Origin of the sequence: Comamonas fluminis (assembly GCF_019186805.1) — a bacterium.
Classification (GTDB): domain Bacteria; phylum Pseudomonadota; class Gammaproteobacteria; order Burkholderiales; family Burkholderiaceae_C; genus Comamonas; species Comamonas fluminis.
On the sequence record NZ_CP066783.1, the window covers coordinates 2,373,900 to 2,391,803 of the forward strand.

16 protein-coding genes and 1 pseudogene are annotated in these 17,904 nt (G+C 60.7%); 10 read left to right on the forward strand and 7 right to left on the reverse strand.

From position 1 onward, the window contains the following. Window positions 1-53 precede the first annotated feature (53 nt). A pseudogene (locus tag JDW18_RS11225) lies at window positions 54-884 on the reverse strand (LysR family transcriptional regulator); the annotation flags it as partial. Window positions 885-1,067: 183 nt separating this feature from the next. Here JDW18_RS11225 and JDW18_RS11230 point away from each other — a divergent pair. Both JDW18_RS11230 and JDW18_RS11235 read left to right on the forward strand, forming a co-directional pair. Further along, window positions 1,068-2,405, forward strand: coding sequence for a DUF3100 domain-containing protein (locus JDW18_RS11230; RefSeq protein WP_218243680.1), 1,338 nt, complete (start codon window positions 1,068-1,070; stop codon window positions 2,403-2,405). A gap of 17 nt (window positions 2,406-2,422) precedes the next feature. Continuing rightward, window positions 2,423-3,598 carry a M20 aminoacylase family protein gene (locus tag JDW18_RS11235; RefSeq protein ID WP_218243681.1) on the forward strand — a complete coding sequence of 392 codons (1,176 nt, stop codon included), beginning with the start codon at window positions 2,423-2,425 and terminating at the stop codon, window positions 3,596-3,598. Between the two features lie 27 nt (window positions 3,599-3,625). Here JDW18_RS11235 and JDW18_RS11240 read toward each other — a convergent pair whose 3' ends face one another. Beyond that, a complete protein-coding gene (locus tag JDW18_RS11240) occupies window positions 3,626-4,732 on the reverse strand; it encodes an endonuclease/exonuclease/phosphatase family protein (protein WP_218243682.1) in 1,107 nt (368 codons plus the stop codon). A 379-nt stretch (window positions 4,733-5,111) separates the two neighbouring features. On the opposite strand from JDW18_RS11240, the gene JDW18_RS11245 reads away from it, so the two are divergent. Together JDW18_RS11245 and JDW18_RS11250 are read left to right on the forward strand one after the other, a co-directional pair. Next, complete coding sequence (locus JDW18_RS11245; protein ID WP_218243683.1) at window positions 5,112-6,368, forward strand: cation:proton antiporter domain-containing protein; 1,257 nt, start codon at window positions 5,112-5,114, stop codon at window positions 6,366-6,368. Beyond that, window positions 6,358-7,473, forward strand: a complete 1,116-nt coding sequence (locus JDW18_RS11250; RefSeq protein ID WP_218243684.1) for a YbdK family carboxylate-amine ligase — start codon at window positions 6,358-6,360, stop codon at window positions 7,471-7,473. The genes JDW18_RS11245 and JDW18_RS11250 overlap by 11 nt, the downstream gene beginning before the upstream one ends. Before the next feature lie 87 nt (window positions 7,474-7,560). On the opposite strand, the gene JDW18_RS11255 is transcribed toward JDW18_RS11250, so the two are convergent. Next, window positions 7,561-7,893, reverse strand: coding sequence for a DUF2322 family protein (locus JDW18_RS11255; RefSeq protein ID WP_218243685.1), 333 nt, complete (start codon window positions 7,891-7,893; stop codon window positions 7,561-7,563). A 197-nt stretch (window positions 7,894-8,090) separates the two neighbouring features. Here JDW18_RS11255 and JDW18_RS11260 point away from each other — a divergent pair, with 197 nt between their 5' ends. The 4 genes from JDW18_RS11260 (at window position 8,091) to JDW18_RS11275 (ending at window position 12,714) form a co-directional block, all read left to right on the forward strand. Then, the gene (locus JDW18_RS11260; RefSeq protein WP_218243686.1) at window positions 8,091-9,431 is read left to right on the forward strand and encodes a type II toxin-antitoxin system HipA family toxin; all 1,341 of its coding nucleotides are present in this window, start codon (window positions 8,091-8,093) and stop codon (window positions 9,429-9,431) included. 39 nt (window positions 9,432-9,470) lie between these two features. Continuing rightward, the gene (locus JDW18_RS11265) at window positions 9,471-9,755 is read left to right on the forward strand and encodes a helix-turn-helix domain-containing protein (protein WP_218243687.1); all 285 of its coding nucleotides are present in this window, start codon (window positions 9,471-9,473) and stop codon (window positions 9,753-9,755) included. A gap of 208 nt (window positions 9,756-9,963) precedes the next feature. Continuing rightward, complete coding sequence (locus JDW18_RS11270; RefSeq protein WP_246610461.1) at window positions 9,964-11,034, forward strand: porin; 1,071 nt, start codon at window positions 9,964-9,966, stop codon at window positions 11,032-11,034. Between the two features lie 99 nt (window positions 11,035-11,133). Further along, window positions 11,134-12,714, forward strand: a complete 1,581-nt coding sequence (locus JDW18_RS11275) for an esterase-like activity of phytase family protein (protein WP_218243865.1) — start codon at window positions 11,134-11,136, stop codon at window positions 12,712-12,714. Window positions 12,715-12,806: 92 nt separating this feature from the next. Here the strand turns inward: JDW18_RS11275 and JDW18_RS11280 are convergent, their stop codons facing one another. After that, window positions 12,807-13,559, reverse strand: a complete 753-nt coding sequence (locus JDW18_RS11280) for a hypothetical protein (RefSeq protein ID WP_218243688.1) — start codon at window positions 13,557-13,559, stop codon at window positions 12,807-12,809. 121 nt (window positions 13,560-13,680) lie between these two features. Further along, on the reverse strand, window positions 13,681-14,535 hold the full coding sequence (locus JDW18_RS11285; protein ID WP_218243689.1) for a DUF2167 domain-containing protein: 855 nt from the start codon (window positions 14,533-14,535) through the stop codon (window positions 13,681-13,683). Window positions 14,536-14,742: 207 nt separating this feature from the next. Between JDW18_RS11285 and JDW18_RS11290 the strand changes: the two genes are divergently transcribed. Beyond that, window positions 14,743-15,597 (forward strand): aldo/keto reductase, encoded by an 855-nt coding sequence (locus JDW18_RS11290; protein ID WP_218243690.1) that lies wholly within the window; start codon window positions 14,743-14,745, stop codon window positions 15,595-15,597. 104 nt (window positions 15,598-15,701) lie between these two features. Here JDW18_RS11290 and JDW18_RS11295 read toward each other — a convergent pair whose 3' ends face one another. Continuing rightward, window positions 15,702-16,385, reverse strand: coding sequence for a hypothetical protein (locus JDW18_RS11295; RefSeq protein ID WP_218243691.1), 684 nt, complete (start codon window positions 16,383-16,385; stop codon window positions 15,702-15,704). A gap of 108 nt (window positions 16,386-16,493) precedes the next feature. Continuing rightward, window positions 16,494-17,516: a CDF family Co(II)/Ni(II) efflux transporter DmeF gene (dmeF, locus tag JDW18_RS11300; RefSeq protein ID WP_218243692.1), complete on the reverse strand. Its 1,023-nt coding sequence runs from the start codon at window positions 17,514-17,516 to the stop codon at window positions 16,494-16,496. A gap of 45 nt (window positions 17,517-17,561) precedes the next feature. Between dmeF and JDW18_RS11305 the strand changes: the two genes are divergently transcribed. Continuing rightward, window positions 17,562-17,837 carry a metal/formaldehyde-sensitive transcriptional repressor gene (locus JDW18_RS11305; protein WP_218243693.1) on the forward strand — a complete coding sequence of 92 codons (276 nt, stop codon included), beginning with the start codon at window positions 17,562-17,564 and terminating at the stop codon, window positions 17,835-17,837. Window positions 17,838-17,904 lie beyond the last annotated feature (67 nt).

Genomic DNA, 17,904 nt, shown 5'->3' on the forward strand with positions numbered 1-17,904 from the left:
TGTACGCAATATTGCAAAAAGCGGTTGGCCGCCGGGGATAGCTGGCGCCCCGTGCGGGTAATGAGCTGCATCTGCGCATGCTCAAACGCCGGGTTGCTGACGGGAATGGCGCACACGCGGCCCTGCGCCAGCTCGGCCACGACGGCGCAGCGCGGCAGCAGGGTCACGCCTTGCTCGGTGTTCACAAAGCTGATGAGCACGCTGATGAGGTTGCTGGTCAGCGCGGGCGAGAGGCGAATGTGGTCCGTCTGCTCGGCCGTTTCCACCAGCTGGCGTATGCCGTAAACGCCTTGCAGCAGAGCGATGGGCCACTTTGTCAGCTCCTGCAGCGAGGTCTGGGTGGCCCCGGCCAGCGGGTGTTTGGGGTGAACAATGGCCTGCATGGGCTGGCTGGCCGAGCCGCGCGCGGTGATGTGGCTGTCGGCAGGCGGGTAGTAAACGAGGCCGATCTCGGCCTCATCCTCGCGCACGCGGCGCATGATTTCGTTGGTGCCGTAAATCTCCAGTGCGATGGACACGCCCGGGTGCTGCTGGCGAAACTGGCGAATCGGGCCGTCTATCAATTCCTGTGCAAAGCCCTCGCCGCTGACCACGCTGACCGAGCCGCTGTGCAGGCCGCGCAGCGCATCCATCTTGGCCAGCATATCGTGGCGATGGGCCAGGTTCTGGCGGTGGAAGTCGAGAATGAGTTGCCCAGCCTCGGTAGGCACCACGCCGCTGCGGTGGCGCTCCAGCAGGGCCACGCCCAGCGAATCTTCCAGCAGGCTGATCTGGCGGCTGACGGCCGAGGGCACGATGCCCAGCTTTTCGGCTGCCGAACGCACCGAGCCGCAGACCACGGCTTCATACAGATACTGAGCGCGTGAATCCTGAAATGCGGGCATGGGTGTTGAGCTAGCTGATGAAACAAGCCGCTAGTGTGCAGTTTTTTAGAACAGAAAACACAAAGTCATGCAATATACGCATTGATATATTTGTTGGAAGTATCAGGTGGATCGTCGAGCCGGTCTGCCTTTGGCTGAAAGCAAGCGCTATCTGTATCTATATACAGTGGCTAAAGGATATCAATGAGTACAGAGATGCGGCCCGGCAAACAGGGGCTGGAGATGCGCAGCGTGCTGCAGGTTTTTGCGCTGGCGCTGGTGATTGCGGCCTTGTCCGAATGGCTGGGCCCGCTGTCCATTGCGCTGGGTGTGGGCAAGGTGGTGCTGCTGCCCATGATCTGGGCGCTGCTGATGGGCCTGGTGCTGGGCCTGCTGCGCAAACGCATGCCCGCGCCGCTCAAGCTCAGCTTGCCTAGCCAGCATCTGGCGGCGGCCATTCTGTCTTGTGCGCTGTTTTTGTTCATTGCCAAGCTGGGCCTGCTGGTGGGCGGCTCGCTGCCCAAGCTCGCGGAAGTGGGCTGGGGTCTGGTGCTGCAGGAGCTGGGCAATCTGGTGGGCTGCGTTGCTTTAGGCATGCCGGTGGCGCTGCTGCTGGGCATCAAGCGCGAGGCTGTTGGTGCGACGTTCTCCATTGGCCGCGAACCGGGCCTGGCCATCATTGGCGAGCGCTTTGGCATGGATTCGCCCGAAGGCCGTGGCGTGCTGGCCGAGTACATCACGGGCACGCTGATTGGCGCCATCTTCATCTCGCTGCTGGCGGGCTTTGTCTCCAGCCTCAATATCTTTCACCCGCTGGCGCTGGGCATGGGCGCGGGCGTGGGTTCCGGCTCCATGACGGCTGCCGCCGTGGGCGCGATTGCGGCCCAGCACCCGGAAATGAGCGACCAGATCGCCACCTTTGCCGCAGCGGCCAATCTGATTGCCACCACCGTTGGCACGTATCTGACGCTGTTTATCTCGCTGCCCGTGGCTGTGTACGCCTACCGCGTGCTGGAGCCGATTTTGGGCCGCAAGCGCAAAGCGGTATCTGTGGAAAAAGCTGCAGCCCAGCCCGAGGCTGAGCCCGTGGTGCACGGCCCCGTGCTGACCTTGCCCATGCGCCTGCTGTGCTGGGTGTGGGTGGGTGTGATGGTGCTGGTGGGTAACCGCATTGGCTACGGCACTCCTGTTTTGGACGCGCTTCCCGGCGTGCTGCTGATGATTGTTGCCGTTTTGATTGGTGATCTGATCTATATCGCCACGCGCCGCAAGCTGCCTGCTGTGTGCTGGATTTCCTTCATCGCCATGGCCATGACTTTCCCGCAAACCCCTTATGCGGCTGAAGTGGCGGCGTTGACGGGCAAGGTGAACTTTCTGGCCATGATTACGCCCATGCTGACCTTTGCGGGCCTGTCGCTGGCCAAGGACATCCCGGCCTTTCGCCGCCTGGGCTGGCGCATTGTGGTGGTCTCGCTGCTGGCCAATGCCGGCGTGTTTCTGGCGGCCACGATGATCGCCCAGACTTTTGTTCATACCCTTTAATCAGGGAAGAAGAACCCATGTTGAACACCATCCAATGGCCAGGCCAGCAAGAGCTGCAAGCCTGGCGCCATGACTTTCACCGCCACCCTGAAACGGCATTTCAAGAGCACCGCACCAGTGCCCGCGTGGTGGAGTTGCTGACCAGCTTTGGCCTGGAAGTGCATACCGGCCTGGCGGGCACCGGCGTGGTTGCTGTGCTCAAGGGCAATATGGGTGATGGCCCATCCATCGGCCTGCGCGCCGATATGGACGCGCTGCATGTGACCGAGCTGAACACCTGCGAGCACGCCTCGCAGAACGCGGGCCGTATGCACGCCTGCGGGCACGACGGCCACACCAGCATGCTGCTGGGCGCCGCCAAGACGCTAGCTGCGCACCCGGATTTCAAGGGTACGGTGCACTTCATCTTCCAGCCCGCCGAAGAAAACGAAGGCGGCGCGCGCGCCATGATTGCAGACGGGCTGTTTGAGCGCTTTCCCATGGATGCCGTCTACAGCATGCACAACTGGCCCGGCCTGCCAGTGGGCACGGCGGCGGTGCACAGCACGGCTGTCATGGCGGCTTTCGATATTTTTGACCTGACACTCAGTGGTAAGGGTTGCCACGGCGCCATGCCGCATCTGGGCAAAGACACGCTGCTGGCCGCCTGCCAGCTGGTCACCCACTTGCCCGCGCTGATCGCGCGCGAGCAGGAAGTGCACAAGCCCGCCGTGCTCAGCGTCACCAGCTTTAACGCGGGCGACACCTATAACGTGCTGCCAGAGCAGGTCAAGCTGCGCGGCACCGTGCGCTGCTTTGACATGGCACAGCGCGCCAAGATCGAGCAGCGCCTGCGCGATGCTATCAACGCCACCTGCCTGCTGCATGGGCTGGAATCGCATCTGGACTACCGCGTAAGCTACCCAGCCACCATCAACGACCCGCGCCACGCTGAGGTCTGCGCTGATGTGCTGGCGCAGGTACTGGGCGAAGGTCAGGTACAGCGCGATCTGAAGCCCAGCATGGCCTCGGAAGACTTTTCCTTCATGGCCCAGCAATGCCCGGGCGTCTATATCTGGCTGGGTAATGGGGAAGACAGCGCCTCGCTGCACAACCCCAAGTACGACTTCAACGACGCCAATCTGCCGCTGGGCGTGCGCTACTGGGTGGAACTGGTCGGCTCGCTGCTGCGCGAAGGCAAATTGCCTGCTTGAGCCTGAGAATGCGTCTGGCGAGGGCTGTCAGCCCTTGGCCAGCGGCTCTGGCACATCGCCTGGGTCGGCGTTCTTTTCGTCCAGCAGCTCCTGGGCTTCCTGTCGGTCTTCGGCATCGGCTTGCAGGCCTTCCTGAATTTCATCGTTTTCAGGGTGGTATTGCAGCTCCAGAAACACGGGGAAATGGTCAGACCCCATGCTGGGCAGGCGTTCGATGCGCACGACCTGAAAGTGGTCGCTGTGAAAAAAGTGGTCCAGCGGCCAGCGCGCAAACGGGTAGCTGGCATGAAAGCTGTTGAACATGCCTCGGCCCACACGCGGGTCCAGCAGGCGGCTGATCTTGCGAAACAGGCGCGTGGTCGGCGACCAGGCCACGTCATTGAGGTCGCCGGTCACGATGATGGGCGTGTTTTCATCCTGCAGGCTTTTGGCAACCATCAGCAACTCCACATCACGCTCGGTGGATTCTTCGTTCTCAATGGGGCTGGGCGGGGCAGGGTGCAGAAAATGCATGCGCACGACCAGATCCTGATTCACATGCACGCTGGCGTGAATGCTGGGCACGTCGTGCTCAACCAGATAGCTGACTTCGGTGTGCGACAGCGGCAGGCGTGAGTACACATGCATGCCATAGAGGTTGTCCAGCGGCACCGCCACGCGGTGGGGGTAGGCCGCGTTGATGGGCTGCATTTGTTGCTGCCACCAGTCATCGGTTTCCAGCAGTACAAAAACGTCGGGCTGGTATTGCCCGATCAGCGCCAGCAGCTTGGCGGATTCGCGGTTGGGCGTGAGCACATTGCAAGACATGATCTTGAGATGTGGCCGTTCCTTGCGGCTGCTTTGCGCTTTGGGCGCGTCATGCACTTCCTTCTTCCACAGCGGGGTGTAGGGAAGAATCCACCAGGTTTGATAGAGCAGCGTAGCCACAAAGCAGGCTATCAACGCATAGCCCGCGGGGCTGGCGGGCACCAGCAGAGCACTGAGCAGCAAGCCAGCCAGGGACAGCAGTGCCAGTTGCAGCCTTGGAAAGTCCCAGATTCTGACCCACCATGCGGGATGCTTGAGCAGGGGCAGCAACGTTACCGTCATCAGAAATGTGGCCAGCGCCAGAAGTAGCCAGAAGGCAGTGGTCATGCAAAAAATGTGCTGAAAAAAGAAGCAGGCGAGTTTTGATCTTAGCCCTGGCCTTGCGGTGGCCCTGTAGGTCTGGGCCGAGGTGAGTTTGCTGACAGCCGGTTTTGATGCGTTGCAGCATGCGCTTATCATGGTTTCTGCGCCCTGCATGCACCGTGCTGCACAGGGCCAGCTCGGTGGTTGCCTGTGCATTACAGGCCATGGCAGGTTTTTGAGCCACCACTCGCAGGTGTTGCAACACAGGGCTTTCGGCCTCATTTCTGACAGCCTCCATCGCTTTTCATCGCTGTCCATACCGCAACGCTGTCGGCCTCAGTTTTGGGGCGTCTGAGTCAGAGGGCTTGGCTGCCTGACTCGGCATGGAGACAGGAGGGCGTCGATGTCGCAGGCATCGCAAACGATTCTGAACTGGTGCGTGCTGATCTCGGCAGCGGCATTGCTGGGCCATCTGGTGCACCGCATTTCGGGCTTTCCGCGCATTCTGGGCTACACAGTGGCGGGCTTGGCTGCTGGCTGGTTTACGCAGTTCATGGGCTGGAACGATCTGCCCTGGCCGCTGCAGGGCGGCACGGTGCTGATGCTGGAGCTGGCGGTGGGCACCAGTCTGCTGCTGGCGGCGTCGCAGGTATCGCTGCGCTGGTTGCTGCGCCAGCCCTGGCTGCTGCTGCAGAGTCTGGCGGAATCTGTGGCGGCGCTGGGCCTGACCACGGCAGTGCTGCTGGCGCTGGATATGGGCTGGGCAGTGGCGTTGGGCGTAGGCGTGGTTTCCATGGCCGCATCGCCCGCCGTGCTGCTGCGCATTGCCCATGATTTGCATGCACGCGGCGCAGTGACTGATCGCAGCTTGCTGCTGGCGACGATGAGCACCACGCTGTCCTTGCTGGCCGCGATGGTGCTGATGCAGGTTTTTGCACCGGATGCGCAGGGCGATTTGCAATTTTTGGCAGCCCAGTTGCTGCCACTGGGCTGGAGCCTGGCGCTGAGCCTGCTGTGGGCCGCATTGCTGGCGGCAGCGCTGTGGCCTGTGCTGCGCTGGCGGTCTTCGCGCAGCGACTCTGCCGCGCTGTATTTGCTGGCAGCGCTGACGGCAACTTGTATTTTGGCTGCCCACTTGGGCGGGTCTGCCGCGCTGGCCTTTGTGGGCGCGGGCTTGCTGCTGCGCAACCTCAGCCCCAGGCCGCTGCTGTGGCCGGTGGCTTTTCAGTCGGCCAACACCATGCTGAACCTGCTGATGTTTGTGCTGGTGGCCACCATGGTGTCGCAGGTCACGCTGTCATTTGCTCTGATTTCTATAGTGGCTAGTGTCATACTGGCAAGGGCTATGGCCAAGTTTTGCATGATATTGCTGCTGGGTCACGGCACGGCCATTGGCTGGCGCAGGCAGTGGCCCGTGGCCTGCGCGCAGCTGCCGCTGTCGGGCGTGGCGCTGTGGATGGTGTCCGCATTGTGTTTGAACTGGATGGACATACAGGAATCCAGCGCGCAGCAACTGGCGGCGATTGCGCTGCCACTGATTGTGGTGTGCGAACTGCTGGGCGTGCTGCTGGCATCGACCGCGCTATGGCGCTGCGGCGACGCCCATCGCGGCATTGGCCGCGCCGCGTTGCAAAGAGGAGAGAAGCGCCATGACGCTTGAAGCCTTTCAACCATCGCAGCCATTGACGCTGGGCGTGGAGCTGGAGCTGCAATTGCTCAGCACCCATGACTACGATATGACGCCCTATGCCCCCGACATGCTGGCGCTGCTGAAAAACGCCGCCGTGCCCGGTGCCATCGTTCCCGAAGTGACGGCCAGCATGATCGAGATATCGACCGGTATTTGCCAGGACGCGCAGGACGCCTGGCAGCAGCTGGCACTGACGCGGGACGCATTGATCAAGGCCGCAGACCGGCTCAACATTGCGATTGCGGGTGGCGGCACGCACCCGTTTCAGCAGTGGCACCAGCAGCGCATTTACGACAAGCCGCGCTTCAAGGAGCTGACAGCGCTGTACGGCTATCTGACCAAGCAGTTCACCATCTTCGGCCAGCACGTACACATCGGCTGCCCCGATGCGGATGCCGCGCTTTTGATGCTGCATCGCCTCTCGCGCTACATCCCGCACTTTATTGCGCTGTCGGCGTCCAGTCCCTTTGTGCAGGGGCAGGACACAGCATTTGACTCAGCACGGCTCAACTCCGTGTTCGCCTTTCCGCTCTCGGGCCGCGCCCCGTTTGCGCTGCACTGGGAAGACTTCGAGCGCTATTTCGACAAGATGGCGGCCACAGGCGTCATTCACAGCATGAAGGACTTTTACTGGGACATCCGCCCCAAGCCCGAGTTCGGCACCGTGGAAGTGCGCGTGTTCGACACGCCACTTTCCATAGCGCGCGCCGCACAACTAGCGGCCTATGTGCAGGCGCTGGGTGCCTGGTTCTTGAGTGAGCAGCCTTTTGAGCCGCAGGAGGACGACTACCTCGTCTACACCTACAACCGCTTTCAGGCCTGCCGCTTCGGGCTGGACGGCAGCTATGTGCACCCGGCCAGCAGCGAGGCGTTTTCGCTGCGCAGCCATATTGCGCAGACGCTGCAGCAGGTCATGCCCCATGCGGGCGCAGAAGGCAAAGAGGCTTTGCAGCAACTGGCCCAGGTGCTGAACAGCGATGACGGCAACGACGCCAGCTGGCTGCGCGCACGCTATGGCGCAGTGCGCCAGCTGCCCGAAGTCGTGCGTCAGGCCGCGCTGCGCTTTCGGGCATAAATATCAGTCAAATATGCTGCTAACGCTTATTTAACAAGCGCTGATAGCTATGATTTTTGATGGTTTGGCAAATCAAACCAATAAGAATCAGGCCGCAGGCGCATCAGACTTGCTAATCACAGCCACTGCATAGCCCTGGCCGCTGGCAATGACTTGCAGCAGTCGGTCGATATTGGGGTGAGAGCCGGGGTGCACCTTGGCGTCGGCGGTGTGCTCGGCAAACAGTTCAAGACCTTCTTCCGCTGCGGCAACGTTGATGCTGCCGTGCTTGGCATACAGCGCGTTGTAGAGGGTGACCGAGCCAGCCTTGCCCGGCACGTTGGGAATGGTGGCGGCCAGCTGGCCCTGTGCATCGAGCAGTTGCAGCTCGGCAATATGGGCGATGGAGGGAAGCTGTTGGAGGTTGTCTGCGAAGGCCATGGTGTGTGTATCCGCTGCGCCGTTGGGCGAAATTCAAAGGCTTGCTATTTTGGGGCTGAACGCCAGGGCAGTCGCAGAACTGTTCTCTGGCAAATATCGCGTGTGCCCAGCCAGCGATTAATTTATCTTGTAAAAAGTAGTTTTTCTATACATAGTAAACTTTGTTTGGTTATTAATTTGTATAGAAAAACTGCAATATGGCTCAAGAATGCATTTTGCAACTTCATGCCGCAGGCCAATGGCATGAGGTCGCTTCGGTGGCGCTCTGGGGGCAGGAAGGCGAGGGCTGGCGCGCCAAAACCTATGCGGGGTATGGGGTGGACTGGTCGGTCGATCAGTTTGGCAAGCGTGATGCCCATGCCGTTAGCGTGAACTGGCCTGTGGGGCTTGAGCCGCTGCAAAGCGAGCATTGGCCTGTGTGGCTGATGGACATGCTGCCCCAGGGCTTTGGCCGGGCAGAGCTGCTGCGGCGTCTGGGTCTGCCTGCCGCGCTGGAGCAGGGGGCGGACTGGCGTCTGCTGATGGCTGGTGCAGGAAACCCGATTGGGCATTTGCGCGTCAAACAGGCGGCTGAGTGGCTGCAGGCGCAAACGCAGCAGCTCAAGGCGGATGCCGGAGCTGGAGCGATCATGCGCGGCTTTGAAATCGGAGAGGTTTCGGCGCGCGTCGAGGAGTTCAGTGAGCACCTGGCCCAGCATGGCTTGTTTGTTGCAGGCTCATCCGGCGTGCAAGGCGAGTGGCCCAAGCTGCTGTTGACGCAGGACAGGCAGGGCTTGCTGCATCTCGATCACACATTGGCTGATAGCGATACAAGTACCCATTTCATCGTCAAGTTCAGCCGCGGCAGCGATGCTGCACTGGCGCAAATTCTGAGACACGAGCCTGTCTATATGCAGTTGGCACAGCGGCTGGGCCTGCGAGTGCATGGACCGCTGCGGCTGGAGCAAGGGCGTGTGCTGTTCATCCCCCGCTTTGACAGGCAGGTGCAGGCCGATGGTTCGGTGCTGCGGATGGCGCAGGAAAGCATTGCGTCGCTAACGGGCCATAGCGGCTTTGACTCTGTACCCAGCCATGACGAGGTCTGCCGCGCCTTGCTCGCGCACTGCACAGATCCGCAAAGCGAAGTGCTGGAATATCTCAGGCGCGATGTGGCTAACCTGGCTCTGGGTAACAAGGACAACCACGCCCGCAATACCGCGATTCAGCGGGACTTTCAGGGGCAGGTGCGGCTGACGCCCTTGTTTGACTTTGCGCCCATGTATCTGCACTCCGAAGGCATTGCCCGTCGCATTCGCTGGGAAGACAACGATTACGGCCAGCCGGACTGGCGCAAAGTGCTGGGTACCGTATGCAGCCCACAGATAGATAGCGCGCAGGTGCTCAATCGTCAGGCACTGGCACAGGGCTTGGCCTGCATGGCCGAACCATTGGCGGAATTAGCCCGCGATGGTGTTGCGCTGGGGCTGGAGCCAGACGTTCATGGCTATTTGCAGCGAGGGCTGCAGGAGATGGCGGTACGTATGGCCGCGCTGGTCTGATAAGACGGGCAAGAAAGACTGACCAAAGGAGTTCATGCCATGGATAAACGCTATGCAGCGCTGAGCATGGGGGAGCAGCTGATGCTGCGCAAGCAGGCTATAGACGATGTGCTGGAGCACCCGGAATGGACGCTGCAGCAGTCGGTGCGTCATCTCAAGCGCAGCATGCGCCTGACCAGTGCCGAGCTGGCGAAGATGGCGGGCATTAATGCTCGCACCTTGCTGGATATAGAGCAGGGGCGCAGCACAGGCACTGTGCAGACGCTCAACGCTATTTTGGGTGTGCTGGGATTGAAGCTGGGCGTGGTCAAGGCTCAGAAGTGACTGCGCTAGGTCGTGGTGCCCATGGCACACCGCGCAGCTGTCATGGGCATGACTTATGTGTTGCTTAGAGTTTCAGTGGCGGAGGCAAGAAAGCCGCCGCCCCTGTCTTTGACCAACTCAGTTCGCATCTCCCGCAATGGAAACTCAAAAAACGCGCTCACGCACTCTGGCCCTCGTGATGGGTACTGTCCTCACCTCTGCTTCAAGCGTGGCGCTTGCACAATCTTCCGTCACTGTCTTTGGTGTGGTGGATGTTGGTATTACCAGTGCCAAAGCTGGCGGCAACAGGCTCAATGCGCTGAACTCCAGCCAGGGTAAGACCAGCCTGATCGGATTTCGCGGCAAGGAAGATCTGGGCGGCGGCAATCAGGCTGAGTTCTGGCTTGAAGGGGGCCTCAACCCCGACGCCGGTACCGGTGGCAGCAGCGGCTCTCTGGGTTTCGAGCGCCGCTCGACCATCGGGCTGAGCAACAATGCCTGGGGGGAAATCCGCCTGGGTCGTGACTACACCCCCAGCTACAACATCTTCACGGCTTTCGGCGGACCAGACACCACCACCGGCGTGCAGGCCAATTTGTTCCAGACCATTCGCCAGACTGCCTATAACGCCGCCAGCCAAAGCGGCACGGTGGACCGCACCCGCATCAGCAACTCCGTGGGCTACTTCCTGCCGCGCAACCTGGGCGGTGTCTATGGCCAGTTCTCGGTTTCCTTCGGGGACGAAAACCCTTCTGGCACGGCTGCAAGCAAAGCCCGCAGATATATCGGCGGCAATCTGGGCTATCGCTCCGGCCCGCTCAACGTCGGTATCGGCTACGGCAAGATGGAGGGAACCCGCGCCGTGACTGCGCCCAGCGCGATTGCTGCCACCAGCGACCTGGAAGACCTGACCCTGGGCGCCTCGTACAAGTTCAGCAGCTTTGAGATCAATGGCGGCTACAACAGCCTGAAATGGAAACCCGTTGGCGGCGCCACCTCTGGAAAGGTGGATGGTTTCTACCTGGGCGCAACCATCCCCGTGGGGCAAGGCAGTTTCCGCCTCAAGTACGCCACGGCTGAGTTCAGTGGCAACGCCACAGCCCTCACGCGCAGCGGCGGCAAGGCTGACAAGTATTCGGTGGGGTATGTCTACAACCTCTCCAAGCGCACCTCGCTGTACGGCGGCGTGGCGCATGTCAGCAACAAGAATGGCGCAAGCGTTGGCCTGATCGGCGGCCCTGCTGGTGTGGCCAACGCCAGCTCGACCGGTGTCGATCTGGGTATCAGCCATTCGTTCTGAATGGCGCAACACGGCTTCATTTAATAAGTCTCCAAAATGGAACAGGCCCACCCGCAGGGCCTGTTTTCCTGGGGCGTCTCTCTTCTTTTCAGTCTTGCCATGCGCCACCTTCATTTTTCATCCGGCCTGATGGCCGTGGCCGCCGCTGCAGCTGCTTTGCTGGGCGGCTGCGCCGATACCCGCTCGCTTCAGGTTGGCAGCGCTGAAACGGCCACGCAGACCACTGGCGTTGGCCCCATCAGCGCCACCGTCACGCGCCAGGATGTGCAGTTTGACGACCGTTTTTACTTCCCCTACGAAGGGCAGCACCCGGCCACCAAGGCCGATTTTCCCAAGGGCTTTCTGCCCGCTTATGGCTCTGGACTGGCCTTCAAGGGGCGGCGTGCTGACGGTACGCTGGAGTTCTACGCCATCACCGATCGTGGTCCGAACGCCACCACCGGCCCGGTCACGCAGATCACTGATGGCTCCAACGCCACGGGCTTTGCCAGCTCCACCGTGTTTCCTTCGCCCAACTTCACGCCCTCTATTGGCGTGATCACCGTCGGCAAGGAGGGTGCCAAGCTTGTCTCGACCCTGCCTATCAAGTTCAGCGCCACCCAAAATGCCAATGGCCGGGTTCAGCCACGCGGCATTACTGGCAACACGGGTGAGCAGGTTCTGGATGACAGCTTCACCTACCCCGGCAAGGCCAAGGGCTACAGCGAATTCGGTCTGGACACCGAATCGGTGGTAGTCGATGCTGCGCGCAATGCGCTGTGGGTGTCGGATGAATACGGTCCCTTTATCGTGAAGATCGACCCCGCCACCGGCATCATTCAGAAGAAGTATCAGCCCGGCACGGGAGCGGCGGATCTGCCCGCCATCCTCGCCAAGCGCCGCGCTAATCGTGGCATGGAAGGGCTGAGCATTGATGTGGCCAGTGGCAAGCTGCACGGCTTTTTGCAAAGCCCGCTGAACGACGGCAAGGCCGACTACACCACGGCTGCCATTCCCGGCGCCACGGGCAAGTCAGAAAACGTGCGTGACTACGCGCGCTTTGTGCGCTGGGTGGAGTTTGACCCTACGACCGAGAAAACCCGTTTGTTTGCCTTGCCCGTGGACGGCAGCTGGTACAGCCAGGGCAAGACCGGCAATGCGAAATTGGGTGACGTGGTCTCGCTGGGCAAGGGCAAGTTCATTGCCATCGAACAAGGCACGGGCAAAGACAAAAAAGTCTTCAACGATCTGGTGCTGATCGAGTTTCCCAGCAACGCCACCGACATCACCGCGCTGGGCTCCGATCTGGAGAAAAGCAGCCTGACGGGCAAGCCCGTCAACGGAGCCGACTATTCCAAGGTGGTGACGCTCAAGAAGACCCGGCTCTTCAACCTGAACGCCACGGGGTGGAACGCTGAGAAGGCTGAAGGGCTGGCGCTGGTTGATGACTACACCCTGGCGCTGACCAATGACACGGACTTCGGCGTCTCGCTGGCTGTGCTGGACGCCAGCGGCAAGGAGATCGAAGGCTCGGACGTCACCAAATGCATGGTGGACGCCGAAGGCAAGATTGTGAACGACGGCAATTGTGCCAAGGGCGCGGCGAGCCTGCGCTTTACCACCAATGATGTCAACGATCGCGCACAGCGACTGTGGACCTTCAAGTTCAGCAAGAAGTTGAGCGAATACGGTGCACCCTGAGTGACTGAGACAGTGGCAGAGATGGCGGGAGCAGGCGGTGATATCTGATACACAGCTCGCTCCCGGCTTCCCGGCTCACTCCGTGCTGCTATTTAGCGTGAGGTGCTGGTGCTCTGCAGCACCTCAAGCGAGCGATGCATTCCCGCCAGATATTGCGCATGCTCAGGCAGCTCTGCAATTTCCTGCATTTCGCGTTGCATCCATTGCTCGGTCTGCCCGGCAAGCCATTGCCATTGCTCGGGTCTCATCAGGGCGTAAGAGGTTTGCAGCAAATCAGCGCTGGAAGCATAGGCTAGAGACAGCTTGCGCACCACATTGAGCGCAAACGGCGGGCACAGCAAAATCTGCAGCGCAGTCGATCGCGCCAGACTGCGGGGGCTGTGGCCCTGCCTGCCGTGGCGCAGGGTCAGCAGGCTCAGCACGGCGGTGCACAGATAAATCAGGCCCAGGCAGACCAGTTGCGCCAGTTCTGAATGCAGCACCAGCATGGAAAGCGGCAGTGCCACAAAGAGCAGGGCGGCCAGCAGATACAGCGGCAGCGCAAAGGCTTTGAAACTGGCCGCATGGGCTTCTAGTTCACGCGCTTGCTGTACATCGCCGGGTAGCGTGATCTGCGCCGCATTCCAGCGCAGGCGATACACCGGCTGATGCAGAACGAAAACAGGCGGCCACAGCAGCCATTGCTGGCGCAGCTCAAAGCCTTGGCTGGCAAGCATTCCTGACCAGCCATTGCGCAGACGGCGCAGCAGCCCTTCATCGCTTTTGAGCAGCAGGGCGGCGTCATACAGATAGAACAGGCAGATGGCCAGAACGATCTGCCACTGGATGCTGATGGAGAAATACAAGGTGAATGCTGCTTTCGGCCTGAAATGACAAACCCCGCGATCTTAGCGATGCACGGGGTTGGGTTGTGGGGTGAGCCTGAAGCAGGGCAGCTAGCTGCCCTGGGCCAAGGCATGTAGAGGATTATTCAGCCGCCTTTTTGCGACCAAACAGTTTGCCGATACCTGCAAACAAGGCGACGGCTGCAGCTGCGATCAGCTTCCAGCCAGCGGCCAGTGCACCAGCAATAGCGCCCCACAGCCCCTTCTTGGTGGCAACGGCGGCGGCTCCGCCCAGCACCAGAGCGCCCAGGCCAATGGCGGCGACCTTGTCACCGTTCTTGAACTCGGCATAGGTCTGGCCGTTGTTGTAGTTAAAGCCAGCCAGTACCTTTTTGAACTGATCGGTGTTCTGGGTCAGCGTGTCTGTGTCTGACACCAGCGTGGCCGTCATCACACCGCCACGGCCCAGGATGCGGGAGGTGTAGTTCACATTCTTCTCACCGGCTTCATCGCGCAGACGCAGGCCCCATTCCAGGCGCTTGGTCGAGGTGTCGTAATGCGGGGCAACCTGCCAGCCGTCGGTGTAGAGCGCTTCCAGACCCAGCTTCTTGCGCTCTTCATTGCCTGCCTTGTCGCCGTCCTGCATGGACTTGAGCAACTCGGCAGCGTCGATTTTTTCGTCATCCTTCACATAGCCGGTGTCGTCATAGGAGAAGACGGCAAACCAGTCCAGCGACTTGGGGGCGATCAGAAAGTGATCGCTGCTGGGAGGGTTGCCAAAGGCCTGCAGCAGCTTGGAGGTGTCGGACTGGCCCAGAAACCCGTAACCAGAAGGAATATTGATGCTGGCCTTGCCTGCAATTTCACCCTTGCCGCTTTCCTGCCAGTGCAGGGCTTTGATTTCGGCGGGCATCTCTTGCTGAGTGCTTTCGGTTTTGGCCCACAGACCCAGAGACAGCGACAGGCCGAGCACGGCGGCGGCAACAGACTTGAACATGGTTGGAACTCCCGTGTTATGTGGTTATTGAGAAAATCTATAAAAACAAAAGAAAAGATAGTTTTGCACAAAGATGTGACGCCTCAAGCCCTCGTGTGGGACAAGTGCTACAGACAGCCGCGGAAACAGAGCAGACCAAAACAGCAATATTGATAGCGCTAAGCCCACGTAGCATATGTGCTGTAGCGTATTTTTGAAAGAAATTCCATGGGCTTGAGCACCGCGCAGAACGCTTTGTCTTTTTTGCAACCGCATGCAAGTCTGGGCATGGGCAGCTGGAATCTGGGTCAGGGCAGACGCAGCTGGGAGGCTGAAAAGACCGCCTTGCTGACCGGCCTGCAACTGGGCATGACACTGATCGACACGGCCGAGATGTATGGCGATGGCCTGTCCGAAGAGCTGATTGGCGACGCCCTGCGGGACTGGCCCGCGCTGCAGCCTCTGCCTTTTCTGGTCAGCAAGGTGCTGCCCATGAATGCCAGCCGTCAGGGGGTGATGCGCGCGTTTGAACTCAGCCGCCAGCGGCTGGGCGTGGACTGCATTGACCTGTACCTGCTGCACTGGCGTGGCCATACGCCGCTGGCGGAGACGGTTGCGGCGCTGGAAGTCTTGAAGGCCGCTGGCAAGATTCGCCACTGGGGTGTCTCCAACTTTGACACCGACGATATGCAGGAGCTGTGGCAGGTGCCGGGCGGGCGTAACTGTGCGGTCAATCAGGTGCTCTACAACATCGGCTGTCGCGGCATTGAATATGAGCTGCTGCCCTGGTGCGCAGACCATGGCGTGGCCGTCATGGCCTATTGCCCGCTGGGCCACGGTGAGCTGATTGACGAGCCGCTGCTGCGCGACATAGGGGATGCGCACGGCGCAAGTGCCTGCGCCGTGGCCCTGGCCTGGGCCATGCGCAGCGGCCATGTGCTGGCCATTCCTGAAAGCGGCTGCGCCGACCATGTGCGCGATAACGCCAAGGCGCTGACGCTGAAGCTCAGCGCCGGGGAGCTGGCGCTGATTGACCAGACCTGGCCTGCGCCGCGCGATAAGCAGCCGCTGGATATTCTGTAATGCAGCAGGCTTTGCACAAAAAAGGCGGCTAGCCCTTGATAGATAAGCGCTGGCTGCTTTGAAATTGAGAGTGAAACAAGGCGGCTGGCACAGCTCGGCAGGTTTTAGACGCCATCATCGTGGTGCCCTCGGCCCAGACCGGCACCCAGGCCCAGTCCGCCCGCACCGCCCATCCCCATGCCTGCGCCGCCGCCACCAGATCCGCCGCCAGACCTTCCAGAGGCCTCCCCGTTTTTGCGGTTCGCATTGCCACCGGCGGCAGGCCGGGTCGGGCCTTGCGCGGGAATGATGACGCTGGCGGGAATCGGCTCCAGATCCAGCGCCTGCCGTATAAAGGCGCGCAAGGAAGTCACCAGCGCGCCGGTTTCTATCGGGCGGCCCGCCACCATTTCCTGCGCGGCATGGGCCGCCAGAGCGACTTGCTCTTCGGTGCCCAGCAAAATAATGTCGGACAGCGCGGCTTCCACTGCATCACGAACGCGGCGGCGGCGCTCTGCTGCACTTTCGCTGATGCTGGCTGCACCGCCTTGCGCTTCGCTCTGGTTCAGATGGCGCCGGTGCTCGGGGCTCACACTCAGCGTGCCTGTGAACGAGCCGCCCAGCGTCTTGTAGGCCGCAATCAAGGTCTTGAGCCGTTCATTGATCTGCCGGTTTTCACGCTCGCGCCGTTTTTGCACCGTCTGCATGAAGATCAGACGAATGCCCATCATCAGACAGGTAACCAGCAGCAGACCCAGCACCGTAGAGAGCAAGGATGACCAGGAGCTGAAATCCAGAGAGGAGCGCATGGGGGCTTTCGGGGGCAGGGAGGTGCGCCTATTGTGAGCTTCCTTTGATGCGGGGGTATGGCTGCTGGCGCTGCTTGCCCCTATCGCTTGATGCCCTTGAAGGGCTCATTACGAAGCCAGCTTTGCGGATGACGGCGCATTCACTTCCACCGAAACATGGGCCAGTTCCTCATGAATGCTGAGAAGCTGGCGAATGTAGTCGGGGCTGACGCCTGACGCAGCTTCCACGGCAACGATGCAGGCATATTTGTCCTTGCCCACGCGCCAGACATGCAGGTCAGTAATTAGCGCCGGGTATGGGCCTTCGGCAATCGCTTCCCGAATTTCCTGGGCTACGGGGGCATCCATTTCGGCGTCCAGCAGCACTCTGGCGCTTGCGCGCAGCAGGCCAAGAGCCCAGACAGCGACCAGCGCGGCGCCTGCCAGGCCCATCACGGGGTCCAGCCATGAAAAGCCCCAGAGCATTCCGCCCAGCAAAGCCGCAATGGCCAGCACCGAGGTTGCGGCATCGGCAATGACGTGCAGATAGGCAGAGCGCAAGTTCAGATCGCTGTGAGCGGCGTGTTGCTGATGGTGTTCATGGGCATCGTGACTGCCATGGGCGTGCCCATCAACATGAGCGTGGCTGTGACCATGGTCGTGGTGATGGTGGTGATGCCCGTCCTTCAGCAGCCAGGCGCAGGCCAGGTTCACGATCAGGCCCAGAGCGGCCACCCCCATGGCTTGCTCATAGTGAATGGCGGACGGAGACAGCAGGCGCTCTATCGACTGAAACACCATGACGCAGGCCACCAGCAGCAAGAAGATGGCGCTTGTATAGCCCGCAAGAACTTCGATCTTCCAGGTGCCGAACGTAAACCGGGAGTCTCTCGACAGACGCCGCGCTGCCACGTAGGCGCCTGCAGACAGGCCCAGCGCCAGCGCGTGAGAGCTCATATGCCATCCATCCGCCAGCAGCGCCATGGAGTTGTAGTAATAGCCTGCGGTGATCTCGAGCACCATCATGGCCAGTGTCAGCAGCGCGGCGAGCTTGGCATTCCTTTCTGCCAGAGGGTTGCCGTCGTCGAAAACATGGGAGTGCTGTCTGGCAGCAAATGCCGTTGCCTGATGGGGTGCTTGTATTGAGTGCATTCAGATACTGTACCCCAGTATATTTGCGGCTCTAAAATGGCCCTTATGTCACATACAGTTCAGAACAAGAAGCCGCTGCTTGCGCGAATTCGGCGTATCAAAGGCCAGACCGAGGCTCTTGAGCGCGCTCTGGAGAACGCCGAGGACTGCTCTGTCATCCTGCAGCAACTGGCCGCAGTGCGCGGCGCCGTCAACGGGCTGATGCTGCAAGTCATGGAAGGCCATGTTCGTGAGCATCTGGGCGACGCCAATGCCTCTGAGGCCCAGCGCGAAAAAGACCTGGAGATGGTGGTTTCCGTGCTGCGCAGCTATGTGAGGTGAGCTTTTTCCGGCTCACTTTTGTTCTATGCTTGGTAGTTGACATATCAGCTAACCAGAACAAAGAGAC